Here is a 19,850-nt window from a genome sequence, read left to right as displayed (position 1 = left end):
TTCACTCACATTTTCTCTGCAGGACGCACCGTGGCCGGGTAAAACCGGTGTCCGGCGCGTCCTTATCGTTACTTGGTTTAGGCGCTTGTGTCTGCTGACGCCTGGCTGAGGTCAGCTTAGCTTACGCGACGACTTTTTCCTTGGCCGGCGCGACGTTGCGGACCGCATTCAACTCGCTCAGTGCCCGCTTGTATTCAGTCGGGAACACTTTGACGAATTTGCTGCGCGAGGCAACCCAGTTATCCAGCAAGTTGCGGGCGCGCGTGCTGCCGGTGTACTTGAAGTGACGCTCGATCAAACCTTTCAAGATCGCCTCGTCAGCCTGTACTTCGCCGCCGCGCACGGTGCTGTGCCAGATCGCTTTATCGATCGTGGCTTCTTGCTCGCCTTGGCTCAACACCGATTCCAGCGTCACCATCGCCATATTGCATTGCGCAGCAAATGTGCCGTCCGGGTCGTAGACATAAGCAATGCCGCCAGACATGCCGGCGCCGAAATTACGGCCGGTTTCGCCCAGTACCACCACCGTGCCGCCGGTCATGTATTCGCAACCATGATCGCCGGTGCCTTCAACCACCGCAATCGCACCTGAGTTACGCACAGCAAAGCGCTCGCCGGCGACGCCATTGAGGAAAGCCTCGCCGGCAATCGCACCGTACAGCACCGTGTTACCGGCGATGATGTTGTCGACCGCACGGCCACGGAACTCGGTGTTCGGACGCACGATAATGCGGCCGCCGGACAATCCCTTGCCGACGTAGTCATTACCCTCGCCAACCAGATCCAGTGTCACGCCATGTGCCAGGAACGCGCCTGCCGACTGGCCTGCGGTACCTTGCAACTGGATATGGATGGTGTCGTCGGGCAGGCCCTCATGACCGTATTTCTTCGCGACTTCGCCCGACAGCATGGCGCCGACGGTACGGTTCAGGTTCTTGATCGGCGAGATGAACGAGACGCGCTCGCCCTTGTCCAGCGCGGCCTTGGCTTGTGTGATCAACTTGTGATCGAGCGCCTTGTCCAAACCGTGATCCTGCTCTTCGGTGTGGTAATACACGCCGCCTTCAGGCAACGCAGGCTGATAGAAAATACGGCTGAAATCCAGGCCTTGTGCTTTCCAGTGTGTGATCGCCCGCGACTTGTCCAGCAAATCGGCACGGCCGATCAGTTCATTGAAACTGCGGATGCCCAGCGAAGCCATGATCTGGCGCACTTCTTCGGCAATGAAGAAGAAGAAATTGACCACATGCTCCGGCTTGCCGGAGAACTTGGCGCGCAGTACCGGATCTTGTGTCGCGACGCCGACCGGGCAAGTATTCAGATGGCATTTGCGCATCATGATGCAGCCTTCAACCACCAGCGGTGCGGTAGCAAAACCGAACTCATCCGCACCCAGCAAAGCACCGATCACAACGTCGCGGCCGGTCTTCATCTGACCGTCGGCCTGAACCCGGATGCGGTTACGCAAACCGTTCAACACCAGCGTTTGCTGGGTTTCCGCCAGGCCCAGTTCCCAAGGGGAACCGGCATGCTTGATCGATGACAGCGGCGAAGCGCCGGTACCGCCGTCATGGCCTGCGATCACCACGTGATCCGACTTGGCTTTTGCCACGCCGGCTGCCACGGTGCCGACACCCACTTCAGACACCAGCTTGACCGAAATCGAAGCGCGCGGATTGACGTTTTTCAGATCGTGAATCAGCTGCGCCAAATCTTCGATCGAATAAATATCGTGATGCGGCGGTGGCGAAATCAGGCCGACGCCAGGTACAGAGAAACGCAGCTTGGCGATGTACTCGGACACTTTATGACCAGGCAACTGGCCGCCTTCGCCTGGCTTCGCGCCCTGCGCCATCTTGATCTGGATCTGGTCGGCGGAAATCAGGTATTCCGCAGTCACGCCGAAACGTCCGGACGCCACCTGCTTGATGCGGGAGCGCAGCGAATCGCCGGCTTGCAACGGAATATCGACTTCAATCCGGTCTTTACCGATCACCGATGCCAGAGTTTCGCCTTGCTTGATCGGGATGCCCTTCAACTCCTGGCGATAGCGGTTCTCGTCCTCGCCGCCTTCGCCGGTGTTGGACTTGCCGCCGATGCGGTTCATCGCCACTGCCAGCGTGGCATGGGCTTCAGTCGAAATCGAACCGAGCGACATCGCGCCGGTAGCAAAACGCTTGACGATTTCCTTGGCCGGCTCAACTTCATCCAGCGGGATCGCCTTGCTTGGATCGATCTTGAATTCAAACAAACCGCGCAAGGTCATGTGACGCTTGGACTGATCGTTGATCAGCTGGGCGTACTCTTTATAGCTGTTGAAGTTGTTGGCACGGGTCGAGTGCTGCAGCTTGGCGATCGCGTCCGGTGTCCACATGTGTTCTTCGCCGCGGACACGGTATGCATATTCGCCGCCGGCGTCGAGCGCGTTGGCCAGTACAGGATCGTCGCTGAACGCAGCGCGATGCAGACGCAAGGCTTCTTCCGCCACTTCAAAGACGCCGATACCTTCGACATTCGATGACGTGCCCTTGAAATACTTCTGGGTCATGCTCTTGTTAAGGCCGATCGCTTCGAAAATCTGCGCGCCGCAATACGACATGTAAGTCGAAATACCCATCTTCGACATGACTTTCAATAAGCCCTTGCCGATCGCTTTCTGGAAATTGTAGATCGCTTTTTCCGGCGACAATGTGCCCGGCAAGCCGTGTGCGAGTTCGGTCAAGGTATCCATCGCCAGGTAAGGATGGATAGCTTCTGCGCCGTAACCGGCCAGCAGTGCAAAGTGATGGGTCTCGCGCGCCGAACCGGTTTCGACTACCAGGCCGGTTGAAGTGCGCAGGCCCTTGCTCACCAGATGCTGGTGAATCGCGGATGTGGCCAGCAATGCTGGGATCGCCACTTGCTCGGCATCCACCTTGCGGTCCGATACGATCAGGATGTTGTGGCCTGACTTGACCGCATCGACCGCCTTGGCGCACAGCGATGCCAGGCGCGCTTCGATGCCTTCCTTGCCCCATGCGACCGGGTAGCAGATGTTCAACTCATACGATTTAAATTTACCCCCGGTGTGTGCGCCGATGTTGCGCAGCTTGGCGATATCGTCGTAGTTCAGGATCGGCTGCGTGACTTCCAGGCGCATCGGTGGGTTGATGTTGTTGGTGTCCAGCACGTTCGGCTTCGGTCCGATGAAGGATACCAGCGACATCACCATCGCTTCGCGGATCGGATCGATAGGCGGGTTGGTGACTTGCGCGAACAGTTGCTTGAAGTAGTGATACAGCGTCTTGTTCTTGCTGGACATGACCGCCAGCGGCGAGTCGTTACCCATCGAGCCGATCGCTTCTTCAGCGGCGGCCGCCATCGGCGACATCAGGAACTTGATATCTTCCTGGGTGTAACCGAACAATTGCTGGCGATCCAGCAGCGGAATGGTCGACCCCGATTCGGAAGGTTCCGCTTTCAACTCGTCCAGCTTGACCCGCACCGATTCAATCCATTGCTTGTATGGCTTGGCGTTGGCGAAGGTGTCTTTCAGTTCCTTGTCGTCGATGATGCGGCCGGCGTCGAGGTCGATCAGGAACATCTTGCCCGGTTGCAGACGCCATTTCTGGATGATCTTGGATTCCGGGATCGGCAATACGCCGGATTCGGAAGCCATCACCACGAAGTCGTCGTCGGTGACGATATAACGTGCCGGACGCAAGCCGTTACGATCCAGCGTGCCACCGATATGACGGCCGTCGGTAAACGCCATCGCTGCCGGGCCATCCCATGGCTCCATCATCGCAGCGTGGTATTCGTAGAAAGCGCGACGGTTGTCATCCATGGTCGTGTGGTTTTCCCACGCTTCCGGAATCATCATCATCATCGCTTGCGCAATCGGATAACCAGCCATCAGCAGCAGCTCAAGCGCGTTGTCGAAACAAGCGGTATCGGACTGGCCTTCATAGATCAGCGGGAACAATTTTTTCAGATCGTCGCCCAGCACGGCCGATTTCATCACGCCTTCGCGTGCACGCATCCAGTTGAAATTGCCTTTGACGGTGTTGATCTCGCCGTTATGCGCCAACAGGCGATACGGGTGAGCCAGCGGCCATTCAGGGAAGGTGTTGGTGGAGAAGCGTTGATGCACCAGCGCCAGAGCCGACAGGCAGCGTGGATCTTGCAGATCCTTGTAATACACGCCAACCTGATCCGCCAGCAGCAAGCCCTTGTAGACCACGGTACGCGCCGACATCGACGGCACGAAGAATTCCTTGCCATGCAACAGGTTCAGCGCCTGGATCGCGTGGCCGGACGATTTGCGGATCACATATAACTTACGCTCGAGCGCATCGGTCACCATGATGTCCGGGCCGCGGCCGATAAAGATCTGGCGGATCACCGGTTCCTTGTCGCGCACAGTCGGCGACATCGGCATCTCGATATCCACTGGCACATCGCGCCATCCCAGCACGACCTGGCCTTCAGCCAGCACTGCACGTTCGATTTCCTGTTCGCAAGCGATACGGGAAGCGTTCTCTTTTGGCAAAAACACCATGCCGACGCCAAATTCGCCCGGTGGCGGCAAGGTCACGCCCAGCTTCGCCATTTCTTCGCGATAGAACTGGTCCGGCACCTGGATCAGGATCCCGGCGCCATCGCCCATCAGTTTATCTGCACCGACCGCACCCCGATGATCCAGATTCTTCAGGATCAGCAAACCCTGCTCAATAATCGAGTGGCTCTTCTTGCCTTTGATATGGGCGATAAAACCGACGCCACAGGCATCATGTTCATTAGCCGGATCGTATAAACCTTGCGCTTGCATAACGTTGCTCCACCACTTTGAGAGTAAGGATATTAAGAATAGTGCAGACCGCACCAGACTTCAATCACAATAAATGGGGTCAGAGTCAAATTAATCAGGCTTGTTTTTGCACCAAAATTAAATAGGGACAGAGTCAATTCGGTGCGTTTGATGCTTTTCATTTCCCACATGAAACTTTTTTATTTGCGCTCTGGTGGCAGATCTGCGACATCGGGCTGCGTCTTGAAAGGCCGCCCACGCTTACCCGGCCGCACTCTGAGACTGCCCTGCTTCTCGAGATTTGATTTGAATTTTTCCGAGCCTAGCGCCCAACCCTTGTTCGTAGCATCCACCAACTGCTTCGCCTGGTCGGATGTAAGTGCTTGCTCAGCCATTTTTTTATAAGCTGCCTCACGGTCGAACGGTGTATTACCCAGCGCCCAATAGAGCGCGTGATCCACAACTAAAGGATCGGCCTTGACCCCGACGTGATGCAAATAGCTCGACCACGGGTACTCGCCCGGCGTTGCCACAATGCCAGCGCGCACTGGATTTTGATCAATGTAGCAGCTGCACAACATGAAATAGCGTTCAGAATCTATCACCGTTGCCCTGTAGCGTCCTTGCCACAAAGTCCCCACCCGCTCATATTTTTGATTGAAATAAGGTACATAGAAACGCCCTACCCACTGCATCATTTTCGCCAAACCTTCTGTATCGGATGGAGTGGCGAGCAGATGTATGTGATTACTCATCAATACATAAGCATGGATGGAAACCTTGAATTGCTTGGCGGCATCACGCAGTCGGCCAAGAAAATTCACGTAGTCTTCCGTCTCGCGGAAGACTGCCTGGCGGTCGACGCCACGCTGGATCAGGTGATGCGGCTGGTTGGGGATGACGAGTCGAGGCAGGCGGGCCATGGCAAAAAGGAACGATGAATAGAGCCGATATTTTACCGAACAATTCGACTCTGACCCCAATTGTTTGAGCTAATAATTCGACTCTGACCCTAATTATTCTAATTATTTGGACTTTGAGGCTTCTGCTTGGAGGATCTGGCTTAGGGCGTCGAAGGCTGGGGAGCTGTAGTCTTGGCGGCGGATCAGGTAGGTGGTGACTTTGCCGGCGGGGCCTATCGGGTTGATTGCCAGGCTTTCGGTGGTGTTGTGCAACTCTAGTACGGATCTGGGGGCCAGGGCTATGCCGGCGCCGGCGGCGACGCAGGCTAGCATGGCGTGATAGGAGCCGAGTTCGAGGATCCGGTCCGGGCGGCGGCTGGGGACGCTGCCTGACGCTAGCCAGTTTTCGGCGTGGCGACGGTAGGCGCAGCCGTGTTCGAAGGCTATCAAGGTGCGGCTTTGTAAATCGTCGGGGCTGTTTATCGGGGGGTGGCTGCGCGCGGTTAGCACTACCAGTTCCTCGTCATATAGCGGCAGCATGTCAAATAGCGGGTCTTCGAGCGGGCCGGCTACCAGGGCGGCGTCTAAGGTGAATGCCCGGACTCGGTCGATCAGTTGCTGGGTGGCGCCGGTGCTGAGTTCCAGCTGCACCGCCGGCCACTCCTGGTGGAACCGGGCTAGCGGCATCGGCAGGCGGCTGGCGGCGGTGCTTTCCATCGAGCCGATGCGCAGGCGCCCCTGAGGGACCGTTGGTTGTACCGCTTCGCGTGCTTCGCCGGCCAGATTCAATAGCCGTTCGGCGTAGCCAAGCAAGGTTTCGCCAGCGGGGGTCAGCACCATGCGCTTGTGATCGCGCGAAAACAGCGGTACGCCTAGCGAGGCTTCCAGCTGGCGTATGCGGGTCGTCACGTTTGATTGCACCCGGTGCAATTGCTCTGCGGCACGAGTAATGCCGCCCTCGCGGACCACGGTACGGAAAATTTCCAGAGATAACAAATCCATAATTCATCTCAATTAAAGATGGATAACATTTTTATTATTCATTTTTCAGAATGATGCTGTCAAGGTAGCATGTGCAATGCGGCCAAAAAATAGTCATTCATGGCTGCCATCCGCGGGTCACCCACCATCGATTAACTCAGGAGCATCAGCATGTCCGACATTGATTCAGGCGCAACGGTATTCACGGCAGCGCTCGGCATCCGTTATCCGATCGTGCAAGGGCCGATGAATGGCGGTTCGCCGATTGAACTGGTGACTGCTGTCAGCAACGCGGGAGGCCTGGGTTCATTTGCCGCTGCTCTGCTGTCGCCGGCGGCAATCATCGAGGCCGTGAAAAAAATCCGCAGCCTGACGTCACGGCCGTTCAACGTCAATCTGTTCATCCTGCAGCCGATCCAGCCAAGCGCAGCCGAACTCGATGCCGCGCAAGCTCTGTTGCTACCGTTCCGCACCGCACTCGGCCTCGGCCCGGCGACAACCCCGCAGAAATTCAGCGAAAACTTCCAAGACCAGCTGGCAGCCTTGCTGGAAGCGGCGCCTCCGGTTGTCAGCTTCACTTTCGGCATACTCGATGCCGCAACGGTGACGCAATTCCAACGTAAGGGATGCAAGGTCATCGGCACGGCAACCAATGTTGCCGAAGCGCGCGCCTGGGAACAAGCCGGCGCCGATTTCATTTGCATCCAAGGCGGTGAAGCTGGCGGCCATCGGGCGACTTTTATCGGCGATATCGAACAATCCTGCATTGGCTTGATGACGTTGATTCCGCAAGTAGCTGCCGCAGTCAAAGTCCCGGTGATCGCTGCCGGCGGCATCATGGACGGCCGCAGCATCGCCGCCGCCATGCTGCTGGGTGCGCAGGCAGCGCAACTGGGCACAGCCTTCCTGGCGAGCCCGGAATCGGGTATAGCGCCGGCGTGGCGGGAACAGCTGGCGAGTGCGACAGACGACAGCACACGCATGACCCGCAGCTTTTCAGGCCGATACGCACGCGGCATCGCCAATCCGTACATGGAGCAGATGCGGCCGCACGAATCGGTTGTGCCGGCCTATCCGATTCAAAATGCGCTGAGCGCAGAAATCCGCCAGACCGCTGCTAAACTGGGACGATCGGAATTCATGTCGCTGTGGGCTGGCCAAGGCGTTGCGATGTCGCGCCCCCTGCCCGCTGCACAGCTGGTGGCAACGCTGGCAGCCGAGCTGCAAGCTGTCGGTAGTCACTAGCATCGCTGGCACCACTAGTTTCAGAGAGAAATGACTTGAGCAAAAATCAGCAAACCGTAGCCGCCATGAATGAAGTGGAGGCGGACCATAGCCGCGAAGCCTGGCGCGTAGCATTGGCCGGATTACTGGCGTTGGCCGTCGCCATGGGCATCGGCCGCTTCGCTTTCACGCCGCTGTTGCCGATGATGCTGCATGACGGCGTGATTGACCTGGCGGCCGGTGGCTGGCTGGCGACCGCCAATTATGTCGGCTACCTGCTCGGCGCCCTGCTGTGCATGGCGCTGCATGTCAGCGCAACCCGCGCCATCAAGATCGGATTGGTTGCGACCGTCCTGCTGACGCTGGGAATGGGCGTATTGCATTCGCCGACGTTATGGCTGTTGCTGCGCACATTGGCAGGGATTGCCAGCGCCGGGGTGTTTGTATACGGATCCGGATGGTGCTTGCAACGCCTGGCGCAATTAAAGGCGCCAGCGCTGGGCGGTATCATTTATTGCGGACCGGGAATCGGCATTCTCATCACAGGGCTGGCAACCAGCGCGATGGTAACGCAGCACTGGCGGGCTGAGCACGGCTGGCTATTATATGGGCTGCTGGCATTGATATTGACGGCGCTGGTATGGCCGACCTTCGCGGGATCGGCCACTGCGACGGCGGCGCCGACACCGGCGGCACACGGACTGGAACCAGCGCAAGTCACGCGCCAGACGCGCGGCCTGACTCTCGCCTATGCGCTGGCCGGCTTCGGTTATATCATCACTGCGACCTTCCTTCCAGTGATTGCACGGCAGGCCTTGCCTGGCTCGAACTGGCCGGATTTATTCTGGCCCTTGTTCGGCATATGCGTTTCCATCGGCGCCCTGCTGGCAACCAGATTGCCAACCCACTGGGACAACCGGTTGCTGCTGGCCGCCTGTTATCTGCTGCAAGCATGCGGCATCCTGATCGGCATAGTCTCACCCAGCGTGACCGGCTTTGCGCTCGGCAGCATCTTGCTCGGCATGCCATTTACCGCGATCACCCTGTTCGCAATGCGCGACGCCCGCCGCCTGCGCGGCGATCACGCGCGCAGCTTGATGGGAATGCTGACAGCCGCGTACGGCGTGGGACAAATTATCGGACCGCCGCTGGCGACGCGTCTGGTGCGGAGCAGCGGCAGCTTCACCTCGTCACTGAGCGTGGCGGCGTTGGCGCTGCTGGCGGGCGCAGTCCTATTGGGCGTGATGCACAGACACAGCCGCAAACGCATCGGCTGACTTCCATTGACATTACGGCAGACTATTCCGCAGAAAACTCGGCGGCCGCCTTGGCCACCCAAAGTGCCTTGTTATAGGAATCGAACGGCACATCGTAACTATCGATTGCACCATTCTCTCCGACAAAATGCGTCCACCAGCCGGCATCATCCTGCACCATGGCGATGTCGCCGACACCGCAATGTTCAGCTATCGCCTCGCCCGTCGCCAGCGTCACGATCTTGGTTTTCCTGTGCTTGATGACGGTAGGCATGGGCGGGGAAACGGCGTGAAAAGCAATGCAAAAAATAACGTGACGATCAGCGGAACGCCGGCTCGCTGAAACTACGCAGCTTGCGGCTATGCAGCTGTTCGACACCTTGATTGCGCAACAATTCCAGCGCCTTGATGCCGATCTTCAAATGCTGGTTAACCCGCTGCTCGTAAAAACGGTTGGCCATGCCCGGCAATTTGATTTCACCGTGCAGCGGCTTGTCCGACACACACAGCAGCGTACCGTAAGGAACGCGGAAACGGAAACCGTTGGCGGCTACCGTAGCGCTTTCCATGTCCAGCGCAATCGCACGGCTTTGATTGAAGCGCAATAGCGGCTTGCGATGATCGCGCAACTCCCAGTTGCGATCGTCGATAGAGGCCACCGTGCCGGTACGCATGATGCGCTTCAGTTCATAACCGTCCAGTTGGGTAATGGCAGCCACCGCATCCTGCAATGCCAGTTGCACCTCGGCCAGCGCCGGCACCGGCACCCACAGCGGCAAGTCGTCATCGAGCACATGGTCGTCGCGCACGTAGGCGTGCGCAAGTACGTAGTCGCCCATCCGTTGCGAGGTCGATAAACCGGCGCAGTGACCCAGCATGATCCAGCCGTGCGGGCGTAATACCGCAACGTGGTCGGTAATGGTTTTGGCATTCGACGGACCGACGCCGATATTGATCAGCGTGATACCGGAACCGTCGGCACGCTGCAAATGGTAGGCCGGCATTTGCGGCTGGCGCGCCGGCGCGATGCCGGTGAGTGCACGGTCGGAAGGCAGGTCGTCGAGGTTGGAATTCCAGGTTGTCAGATCGCCCGGCTCGACAAAAGCCGTGTATTGCTGGCGATAGGCGCGTTGCTCCGGATCGTTGGTGGCCTGCATCAGTTCACGCCCCATGCGAATGAACTCATCGACATAGAACGCATAGTTGGTAAACAACACATAGCGCTGGAAACGATCGGGAGAAGTCGCCGTATAGTGCTTCAGCCTGTGCAGCGAATAATCGATGCGCGGCGCAGTAAACAAAGCCAGCGGATGCGGATCGCCCGGCATTTCCTCATACGTCCCGTTGACGATGCGATCGTCCATGGTCGCCAGGTTCGGCAGGTCGAACACATCAGGCAAAGTCCGCAAATGATCCGGATCGAGATTGCCTTCGACATGGATGCCTTCGGGGAAGGCAAAGTGCACCGGGATCGGCATGTCGCTGACACCGACTTCCAACGGCACATCGTGGTTATCGCGCAGCAGTTTGAACTGGCTGACCAGGTAGTTTGTGTAGAGTGACGGCCTGGTCAGCGTGGTTTCATAGACACCAGGGCCCGACACGAAACCGAAGGACTGACGGGTATCGGCACGGGTGTTGAATTCGGTTGTAACACGTACAAACGGATAGCAGGCGCGCACCCGCTCCGTCATTACTTCGCCATTCGAAAAGCGCTTGAAAGCGTCTCGCAATAACGCAGTGTGATGGTCGTAAATCTCTTGCACGCGCGCGACGGCTGCGTGGGGATCGGTGAATTGCTCAGTGGGGAACATTGAATCTCCGTAGCGATATCTGTACGCCAAACCGGTTGGCGCCATGGCCCGGACAGTTTTATCCGGGCCTTACAATTCAATTCTAACGGGATTGGCGCGAGCGTGGGGTGTGAGTCGGATTCGAACGTCAGGGAGCACGGTATTACGGCACAATCTTACTTCAGCAAATCGTATTTTCCGCCTTTTTCGATCGCACGCTTATACGCCGGCCGTGCATGGATCCGTTGTAAAAAGGCGAACAGGTTCGGCCGGCTGGCATCCAGGCCGCCGCGCGATTGCGAAGCTTCCAGCGGAAAGCTCATCTGAATGTCGGCGGCGCTGAATTCTTCGCCGGCAAACCAGGTCGATTTACCCAATTCGCCTTCCATGAAATCCAGATGCGTCTTGAGTTGCGGATCGATGTAGTTGCGCTGCACGCCATTTGCTATCGAACGCGCCAGCGGCCGCAGCAGAGCCGGCATCGGCGGCCGCCCCAGGCGTCCGAAAATCAGCTTCATCAGCAACGGCGGCATGGCCGAACCTTCGGCGTAATGCAGCCAGTAAGTGTAGCGCAAGCGATCCTTGCTGCCCGCCGCCGGAATCAGGCGACCGTTGCCATATTGCTGAACCAGGTATTCGATAATCGCACCCGATTCGGCAATCGTGTTATCGCCGTCTGTGATGACTGGTGATTTTCCTAAAGGATGAACAGCTTTCAGTGAAGACGGCGCCAACATGGTTTTCGGATCGCGCTGATATAGCTTGAGCTCATAATCCAGCCCCAGTTCTTCGAGCAACCAGAGCACGCGCTGTGAACGGGAGTTGTTGAGATGGTGAACAATGATCATGGTCGGCCGGTCCGGTCAAAGGAAAGGGAAAATACAAGGGGAAATCGCAGTCCCCTAGCGTAACCGATTTATCCGGAATGATCCCGTTTTACTAAACCCGGGCCGAACTCAGCAAACCCTGGCAAGTGGCGCGCTGCGCATCTGCCGCCGGCAATTTGCCGCAAACACCGTCCAGCTGCAGCCGCAAACGCCCTATCACCGCCTGATGTTTGCCATCGGCATTCCAGGTATTGAGTTTTTTCCCGAGACGCTCCAGCACTGAACGATTACGCTCGTAGAATGCATTCTGGGCGCTACCCAGCTCTTGCAGTACGTCATGCGCGACCTTTTCTATACGTCCTTCATCCTGCGGCGCCAGTTCCAGCAGACCCGACAAATACGCAGCGCCCCATTGCAAGCGTGTCGCCGGCCCCTGTGCAGCCTGATAAGCCTGTTCATACCAGTTGATGGCGCCGGTTTTATCGCCGCGTTTCCTGGCGTTCGAGGCTAGGCTAAGCATGAAATAGTATGGCGCATGCGAACGCTTCAGCTCCGCCTTGAGCAAGCGATCCGAATCATCCAGCAGGCCGGCATCGCTCAAGGCATGCGCGCCGGTATTGATCACCGATTGCCGCTCATAGGCGTCGGTGGTTGCACTATCGGCTAATGCCACGCGTTGCCGCACGTCTTTGAGCAGGGCCGGCGCCAGCGCGCCGTCCGGAGTATCGATACGCGCCAGTGATACTTGTGCCGCCAAGGCCGATAAACGATCAGTCTTGGACAACGTCTTATCGCCGGACAAACGCTGCATGGCGATATCCCAGGCGGCGATCAACTTTGCGCGGGCCGGCGTTTTCGGCACGGTAGCCAGTTGCACCAGTTCGGCCGGATAGTTGGTGAATATGTCCATATTCTCACGCGCTGTATGGACATCTGTCACAGCCTTCGTCAATTGCACTGCCGCTGCCGTTTTGTCGACACCGGCTGTTTCGCCCGGCTTAGCGATAGCTGCCGCTACCAATCCACTCAAGGCCAGGCGATTGGCGGTATCGCCAGGTGGGCAGGTTGCCGCCAGCCGCTTCAGCGTAGACGACAACTCCTTGCCGCCGACCAGTTGCTGCTCGTCGGTATCCCAGGAGTAGTAAGCCAGCAAACGCCATTCATCCGCAGTCAGCTTGCCGCCGGCAAGAGCGGCCTGCAAGGTTTGCCGGACTGGACGATTGGCGCTGATGCCGAGTGTCAGCGTCTGCAAATAACGGTCGGCGTCGACTTCACCCGGCAAACGGGTAATTTCAGTGCCGTCCGGCTTGAACAGGATCATGGTCGGATAGCCGCGTACCTTGAAACGCTCGCCGAGTTTTTGTGCGCCGGCGCTGTCGCCGTCAATATGCACCGGCACGAAGAAACGCGAACGCTCGATAAAACCTTGCCGGTTAAAAATCGTGGCTTTGACCTGGTTGCATGGCGGGCACCAGGTCGCGCCCCAGTACAGGAACAATGGTTTGTCATGCGCTTTGGCGAAGGCGAAAGCGGCGTCGACGTCGCCGTCGTACCAATTGATGCCGGCCGCCGCTGCAGCCGTTGCGGGCTTTGATTCGGCAGCGGTCAAGGCGCTGGCCGCGGCCGGTAAGGCGGCGCACAGCAACGTGGCAAACATCGCCGCAGTAGCGGATAAGCTCTTCATCTTGTATTCATCCATCATGCAAACAGGTAGAGTCGCAACTGGCGTGGTCAGCTGCGGCTATGTGAATATCTTTTACGAACCAAAGTGATAATTGAATTCCAGCCAACCCTGACGACCGTAGGGATTGTAGTTACCTACGGGATAATACGGCCAGCCGGCAGTATTGTCTTGCTTCACAGAATTAAACACATTATTGACGATCAGCGATACCGACGCCCGCGGGTTGATCTGATAACTGGCGCTCAGGTTGACCAAGGCGAACGGCGAGATGCGGCGGGTCTGGTCGGCGCTGGGCAAACTTCCGTAACGCGTGACTTGCACGGTGCTGCTCCATTTATCGCGCAGCCAGGTAACGCTGGCGTTGACCTTGGAACCCCAGTCGGGATTAGTCAGTGAATTCAATTCATCCGTATCCGGGTCGGCCGCAAACTGCTTGTAGTGATGACTGAGCACCTTGGTGTAATTCGCCTTCAACAGGAAATCACCGACGCCGCCCGCCTTGATGCGCCACTTTCCGCTGAAATCCAGGCCGCTGGTGCGTTCCGACGCGGCATTGATCGGATTGACCAGGATATTCTGGATGGCGTTCGGATTGAAGATCGCATTGGCCGGGTTACGCTGCACCCGCGCCAGCGCATCGACGCAGATCGGCGAATTGATATCCAGGTGCCCTTCGCGGCAATTGGCTTCATTGTGCAGAATCGTGTCAGGATCGAGATTGGTGACCAGGTTATCGATCTGGATACGCCAGAAATCGGCCGATATGTCGAAGTTGGAACTTGGCGACCACACCACGCCGTAGCTCCACGATTTACCATTCTCGGATTTCAGGTCCTTGCTGCCGGTCTGAATGTAATTCGCACCCGGTGAATAATTGTTGAATTCACAGCCGGCCAGCGGCTGCACTGCCTGCGCGCAGCGGTAGTAATCGGTAGTCGATGAATAGTAGCCGCGGGTCGTCGATGAATAGATGTAGTTCATGTCCGGTGCGCGGAAACTGGTCGCGTAGTTACCGCGGAACAGCAAGGTGTTGGCGGGACGGAATTCGAGCCCGGTGTTATAGGTGAATTTACCGTCGCTGCGGCCGGCGAAGTTGTACTCGTCGTAGCGTCCGGCCACAGTCGCGACCAACTCTTTGATGATCGGTATGTTCAGTTCCGTCCCCAAGGCATAGCGTTGGCGCGAACCGCTGGCGCCGTTTGCAACTGCCTGGTTGTAGAACACGCCTTGGTTGATCTGCGGATCAGGCGTATTGCTGAAACCCTGGCTGCCGAACTCGGTCACCGCCGCCATGCGCACCGGTCCGGCGGGTAAATTGAACAATTCGCCGTTGGCGCTCAGACTCAAGGTCTGGGTCCACGATTTATCGCGGCTGATTGCTTCGCCGGTGATCGAATTGAACTGATCCGGCGTCAACGGCTGGTACAGTCTTTTCGGATCCGGCGCATAGATGGCGACGCCGTCGGCATCGTAGCCAAGTCGAGGACCAAGGAAAAAGCTATCCACATTACTCAGCAACAAAGGTGTGGTTTTGCGGCTGGTGTAAGCGGAGATGTTGTAAGCCGCTTCATAGTTCCAGCTGCTGGCTGACGGTATGTCGCCGCGCACGCCTACCGTCAGGTTGGCCGCAACGTCGTTCCATTTTCGGTTATAGCGAGTGGCTCCACCGATTTCTTCCGGCGAAATCCGGCGTGACCAACTTTCGTTGTTGCCGCTGTTCTGATTGAAGAAATAACTGTTGCTGACCGCTTCGGAGGTCCAGCTGGGGCCGCGCGTATTGTTCTGCGTAGCGTTAAATCCCAGCATCAGGTCGCTGAATAATTCGGTCTTGGCGCTCAACTGATAGCGCAAGCTGCCAAACAGATTTTCGCTCTCGTTCTGGGTCATGGTGGTCCAATAGGCCGGCTGCGCCTTGCCACTCCCGCAATACACGCCGGACTTCGACTTCACCCTGACCACGCTGTCGTAAAACAGATTGCCGAGCTGGTCGCAGGTAGCTGCGCCCGGATCGATATATTTCCCGCTGTCGACGTTTTGCCGTGAAAAAACACGGGTCGGCGTGGTGCCGTCCGATGACGTGGATGACATGAAGTCGCGCTGCCGGCTCCAGATCGGTTGGGTCCGACTTAGCTCTACGCCGAACAGCCCGGTCAAATTCCCGCTGCTGCCACCACCGGTAATTTGAATCCGCTGATTAGAACCGCCGCCATTCTGCGTGCCGCCGGCCTTGACGTTGATATCTATACCGCTGACCTGCTTTTTTGTAATGATATTGACCACGCCGGCAATCGCATCCGAGCCGTAGACGGCCGAAGCACCACTGTTCAATATCTCGATACGGTCCACCAGCGCTGATGGAATGTTGGCCAGGTTGACGAAGTTGACCGAGCCGTCATAGGCCACCGGATAGTCTGCAATCCGCCTGCCGTTCAGCAGGATCAAAGTGTGATTAGGACCTAGCCCGCGCAAGCTGATGGTATTCGCAGCTGGAGTGAATGTGTTGCCGAAGTCTGCGCCCTGGGTCATGCCGGTATTCTGGGTCTGTGCATTGAGGGCATCGTACACATTGCGATAGCCTTGTTTTTCGATATCCTCGCCGGTGATCACCGTTACGCTGGTCGGTCCTTCCTTGCTGGCGCGGGGAATCCGGGAGCCGGTGACCATCACTGGTTTAGTGTCGCTGGTGGCTGCGTTGTCTTCTGTGGATTGTGCGTAAGCTGCCTGATAGAGATTTGGTGCTGCAATAGCGATCAACAGCGCAGTCTGCGCCGGCAGGGTTTTGAATCTGTGCATGTATAACTAATCCTTCCCATATGTTCTTTTGTAAAGAACTGTTGCGTTATGTAGGCTTGTTGCCTAATGGGAGTGGAGAATATAGTAGACAGGCGGCAATACAAACTGATGGTTTTACATATCGATATGCGCTATGTGCGCCAAATGCAGGCGCGACTACTTCAGGATTTTTCGCGCTGCCGAAATAATCTGGCGAGACAGGTTTTCCATACGCGGCGATTGCACCTTCCAGGTATGCCAGTACAACGCCAGCTCAAGCGGCTTGTTCGGCGCAAGATAAATCATTTCATGCTTGCCGGCACTGGCTTTAAGCAGCAGTTCCGGCACCATGCCGTAGCCCAATCCATAGCGAATCGCATTGAAATGCGATGCTGCGCCGGGAACGTAGTGGCATGGATATGCGCCCGCCGGCAAACCCAGTTTGCTCAGCAAGAAAGACGATTGCAAAGTGTCTTTGTGGGTGTACGCCACCACCGGCGCACTGCGCGCCGCCTTGCGCGTCAAGCCATCTACAAACCAGCGGTCGCAAAACGCTTCCGCCGCCACCAGCCAGTAGCGCATTACTCCCAACAGCACGGCCGAACAGCCGCGCATCGGTTTCGGTTCGGTGCTGATGCAACCAATGGCCATGCCGGTTTCCAGCAGCGTGTAAGTGTGATCCTGATCTTCTACGGTCAAGTCCAGCAGAACTTTTTCGCGTATCAGCACGTCTGACAAAGCAGGGAAAAACCAGGTGCCTATCGAATCGGCATTCAGCGCCAGCACCAGTCGCATTGGCGCATCCTGTTCCACCGCCAGCTCTGCCGCCAGATCCGCTTCCAGCATTTGCGCGCGCTTCAGATATTGCATCAGCCTGTGCCCGGTACTGGTAGCGCGCGCAGGACGGCTACGCACAATCAAGGCATTGCCCAACATGCTTTCAAGCGCATGCACGCGCTGCGATATTGCAGGTGAAGTCAGGTGCAGCTGCGCCGCGGCTTGCTCGAAGCTGCCGGTTTCGATGACCGCGCGAAAGGCCTCGGTGTGTTTTGGATTCAGGTTCAGATTCAAATTCATGCTGAATTTCCTTAGATAAGAAAAATTTATGATTAGTTAATAATACTTAATTTTATTTAACAACTGTTTTATTACAACCACAATGCACGCTCTTCAGGCCATCCAACCCGCATCCGCCAAAGATTCGAGTGCCCAATTCAACAGGAGCGACAATGAGCCAGCTGGCCGCCAAACCGAAATCCAGACTAATCCGCAATCTCAAATTCATACTGGGCTTTGGTCTCGGACTGATACTAGCTGCCAGTCTTGCCATCGGGTACTGGTTGCATCAGGCATGGCAGCAACTTCCGGCTGTCGACCATCTTGCGCAATATAGTCCGGCATTGCCGTTGCGAATCTATTCCAGCGAAGGCGTGCTATTGGCGGAGTACGGTGAAGAGCGCCGTGAATTCCTGCCGGTTGCACAGATTCCTTTGCGTATGCGCCAGGCATTGCTGGCGATCGAAGATGCGCGCTTTTATGAACATGGCGCGGTCGACTTCTTCGGCTTGCTGCGCGCAGCGTTGGCCAACGTTGTCAGTGGTCAGCATGGTCAGGGCGCCAGCACCATTACCATGCAGGTAGCACGCGGTTTCTTTTTGACGCGTGAAAAAACCGTGCAACGCAAGCTGAAGGAAATATTACTCGCCTACAAACTGGAGCAGCAATACAGCAAGGATAAATTGCTGGAGCTGTACATGAACCAGATCTATCTCGGTGAACGGTCTTACGGTTTTGCCGCAGCTTCAAATATTTATTTCGATAAACCGCTGGCGCAGCTAAGCGTGGCCGAAGCGGCAATGCTGGCCGGTTTGCCTAAAGCTCCCTCTGCCTATAATCCGGTAGCTAATCCGCAACGCGCACAAATCCGCCAGCACTACATTTTGCAACGCATGCTGGCGCTTGGTTATATTACGCCAGACGATTTCGAGCAGGCAATGGCAGAAAAACTTGTGCTCAACGCCAGTCGCAATCCATCCGTGAGAGGGGCTGCTTATGTGGTCGAGGAAGCTCGGCAAATGGTAGTGCAAACTTATCAAGAACGCGCTTACACCATGGGGCTGGACGTCATCACCACGATCCAGATGGCGCCGCAACTGGCGGCCGACAAGCATCTGCGCTCGGGCTTGCTTGATGCACAGGGACGCAGGGGATATCGCGGCCCGGAAGCGCAACTGGATGCTACCGCCAAGGGCGGCTTGCAAGACAATGCATTCAAGTTGCTCGCGCCATATCCCGACAGCGGAGAATTGCGTGCGGCAATCGTCACCGCAATGACGCAAAAACACATCACGGCAATCTTGCGCAACGGGCAGAGCTTACAGATCAATCTGCTTGACCCACGCATAGCAGGCAGCTGGGCCAAATTGCCGACGACCGGCAAACGCGGCATTGCCCCTGGCTCGGTCATCAGGGTTTATGAAGACAAGCCACAACACTGGCTACTCAGTCAAATGCCGGAAATGGAAGGCGCACTGATCTCTCTCGATGCAAAGACCGGAGATATCCTGGCGCTCGCCGGCGGTTTTGATTTTTTCCGCAATCCTTTCGATCACGCGTTGCAGGCATTTCGCCAGCCTGGCTCAAGTTTCAAGCCGTTTGTCTATTCGGCTGCACTGGAAAAAGGCTACTTCCCCGGCACCATGGTGGATGACACGCAACGCCTCTTGCTGCCGCAGGAAACCGGCGCCCGCGCCTGGCGCCCGCGCAACTTCGGCAACAATTATGAAGGTTTCATTACCGTCCGGCGCGGCTTGATGCGTTCCAAAAACCTGGTCGCAGTCAGTTTGATGCAAGCGGCAGGCGCCAATTATGTGCAGGAATTTACGACCCAATTCGGCTTCCTGCCCGAACGCAATCCGGCATCTCTGCCGCTGGCGCTTGGCGCCGGCGCGGTGACGCCGCTACAGCTGGCGCAGTCGTATGCTGTATTCGCCAACGGTGGCTTTCAACTGGCGCCAAGGTTGATCAAGGAAATCCGCGACCGCTCCGGTCAAGTGCTTTATCACGACACCGCGCGTAACAATCTCACTCCCGGCCAGCAATCCGGCAAAAGAGTTATTTCTGCGCGCAATGCCTATCTGATGGATAGCATGCTGCAGGATGTAGTCAAGTCTGGCACCGGCCGTGGCGCAAAAATACCGGCCCGCAGCGATACAGCAGGTAAGACCGGGACTTCAAACAACGCCTTTGACGCCTGGTTTGCCGGGTATTCTTCCGGTGTGGTGTCGGTAGTGTGGTTAGGCTATGATCAGCCGAAATCGCTGGGCAATGCCACCGGCGGCGTATTGGCGCTGCCAATCTGGAGCCGCTATATGCAGGTGGCGGTGAAGGACCGGCAAGAATGGATACCAGCAGAACCGGCAGGGCTGGCACTATCCGACGGCGATTATATTTATACCGAATACCTGAACAACCGCTGCCTGGAGGATAACAACCAGTTCATTCACAGCAGGCTGAAATGCAGATCTGGCGCCACTGTCAATCCGGCGCTGCAACAGGACGCTTTAAGTGCTGCACAAGAACGCGAGCAAATCTTGAAACTGTTTTCTTCCGAGGACTAAAC

General features: G+C 57.0%; 12 protein-coding genes. 3 read left to right on the top strand and 9 right to left on the bottom strand.

The annotated features are described in order from the left end of the window. Positions 1-121: 121 nt before the first annotated feature. The 3 genes from BM205_RS09015 to BM205_RS09005 form a co-directional block, all read right to left on the bottom strand. On the bottom strand, positions 122-4,810 hold the full coding sequence (locus BM205_RS09015; RefSeq protein ID WP_092414168.1) for a glutamate synthase-related protein: 4,689 nt from the start codon (positions 4,808-4,810) through the stop codon (positions 122-124). 179 nt (positions 4,811-4,989) lie between these two features. Beyond that, a complete protein-coding gene (locus BM205_RS09010; protein WP_092414167.1) occupies positions 4,990-5,712 on the bottom strand; it encodes a transposase in 723 nt (240 codons plus the stop codon). 102 nt (positions 5,713-5,814) lie between these two features. Then, positions 5,815-6,693 carry a LysR family transcriptional regulator gene (locus BM205_RS09005; protein WP_092414166.1) on the bottom strand — a complete coding sequence of 293 codons (879 nt, stop codon included), beginning with the start codon at positions 6,691-6,693 and terminating at the stop codon, positions 5,815-5,817. Positions 6,694-6,843: 150 nt separating this feature from the next. Between BM205_RS09005 and BM205_RS09000 the strand changes: the two genes are divergently transcribed. Beyond that, positions 6,844-7,917, top strand: coding sequence for an NAD(P)H-dependent flavin oxidoreductase (locus tag BM205_RS09000; RefSeq protein ID WP_092414165.1), 1,074 nt, complete (start codon positions 6,844-6,846; stop codon positions 7,915-7,917). Positions 7,918-7,982: 65 nt separating this feature from the next. Beyond that, entirely contained in the window at positions 7,983-9,173 is a 1,191-nt protein-coding gene (locus tag BM205_RS08995) for a YbfB/YjiJ family MFS transporter (RefSeq protein WP_092414282.1), read from the top strand. Positions 9,174-9,195: 22 nt separating this feature from the next. On the opposite strand, the gene BM205_RS08990 is transcribed toward BM205_RS08995, so the two are convergent. The 6 genes from BM205_RS08990 to BM205_RS08965 all read right to left on the bottom strand — a co-directional run bounded on the left by BM205_RS08990 (position 9,196) and on the right by BM205_RS08965 (position 17,299). After that, positions 9,196-9,426, bottom strand: a complete 231-nt coding sequence (locus BM205_RS08990; protein WP_092414164.1) for a hypothetical protein — start codon at positions 9,424-9,426, stop codon at positions 9,196-9,198. A gap of 46 nt (positions 9,427-9,472) precedes the next feature. Next, entirely contained in the window at positions 9,473-10,966 is a 1,494-nt protein-coding gene (locus BM205_RS08985) for an AMP nucleosidase (RefSeq protein WP_092414163.1), read from the bottom strand. 155 nt (positions 10,967-11,121) lie between these two features. After that, a complete protein-coding gene (locus tag BM205_RS08980) occupies positions 11,122-11,793 on the bottom strand; it encodes a glutathione S-transferase (RefSeq protein ID WP_092414162.1) in 672 nt (223 codons plus the stop codon). Between the two features lie 91 nt (positions 11,794-11,884). Continuing rightward, complete coding sequence (locus tag BM205_RS08975) at positions 11,885-13,456, bottom strand: thioredoxin family protein (RefSeq protein ID WP_092414281.1); 1,572 nt, start codon at positions 13,454-13,456, stop codon at positions 11,885-11,887. A gap of 72 nt (positions 13,457-13,528) precedes the next feature. After that, positions 13,529-16,249 (bottom strand): TonB-dependent receptor domain-containing protein, encoded by a 2,721-nt coding sequence (locus tag BM205_RS08970; RefSeq protein ID WP_092414161.1) that lies wholly within the window; start codon positions 16,247-16,249, stop codon positions 13,529-13,531. A gap of 156 nt (positions 16,250-16,405) precedes the next feature. Beyond that, a complete protein-coding gene (locus BM205_RS08965) occupies positions 16,406-17,299 on the bottom strand; it encodes an HTH-type transcriptional regulator ArgP (protein WP_217646036.1) in 894 nt (297 codons plus the stop codon). A 158-nt stretch (positions 17,300-17,457) separates the two neighbouring features. Here BM205_RS08965 and BM205_RS08960 point away from each other — a divergent pair, with 158 nt between their 5' ends. Beyond that, positions 17,458-19,848, top strand: coding sequence for a penicillin-binding protein 1A (locus BM205_RS08960; protein ID WP_092414160.1), 2,391 nt, complete (start codon positions 17,458-17,460; stop codon positions 19,846-19,848). Positions 19,849-19,850: the final 2 nt, after the last annotated feature.

Source organism: Collimonas sp. OK307, assembly GCF_900113705.1.
Classification (GTDB): domain Bacteria; phylum Pseudomonadota; class Gammaproteobacteria; order Burkholderiales; family Burkholderiaceae_D; genus Collimonas.
This window is presented reverse-complemented; position numbering and strand designations above follow the sequence as displayed.

Coding starts and splice junctions, on each gene's coding strand:
- BM205_RS09015 (WP_092414168.1), bottom strand. CDS start 4,810: ATGCAAGCGCAAGGTTTATACGATCCGGCTAATGAACATGATGCCTGT.
- BM205_RS09010 (WP_092414167.1), bottom strand. CDS start 5,712: ATGGCCCGCCTGCCTCGACTCGTCATCCCCAACCAGCCGCATCACCTG.
- BM205_RS09005 (WP_092414166.1), bottom strand. CDS start 6,693: ATGGATTTGTTATCTCTGGAAATTTTCCGTACCGTGGTCCGCGAGGGC.
- BM205_RS09000 (WP_092414165.1), top strand. CDS start 6,844: ATGTCCGACATTGATTCAGGCGCAACGGTATTCACGGCAGCGCTCGGC.
- BM205_RS08995 (WP_092414282.1), top strand. CDS start 7,983: ATGAATGAAGTGGAGGCGGACCATAGCCGCGAAGCCTGGCGCGTAGCA.
- BM205_RS08990 (WP_092414164.1), bottom strand. CDS start 9,426: ATGCCTACCGTCATCAAGCACAGGAAAACCAAGATCGTGACGCTGGCG.
- BM205_RS08985 (WP_092414163.1), bottom strand. CDS start 10,966: ATGTTCCCCACTGAGCAATTCACCGATCCCCACGCAGCCGTCGCGCGC.
- BM205_RS08980 (WP_092414162.1), bottom strand. CDS start 11,793: ATGATCATTGTTCACCATCTCAACAACTCCCGTTCACAGCGCGTGCTC.
- BM205_RS08975 (WP_092414281.1), bottom strand. CDS start 13,456: ATGAAGAGCTTATCCGCTACTGCGGCGATGTTTGCCACGTTGCTGTGC.
- BM205_RS08970 (WP_092414161.1), bottom strand. CDS start 16,249: ATGCACAGATTCAAAACCCTGCCGGCGCAGACTGCGCTGTTGATCGCT.
- BM205_RS08960 (WP_092414160.1), top strand. CDS start 17,458: ATGAGCCAGCTGGCCGCCAAACCGAAATCCAGACTAATCCGCAATCTC.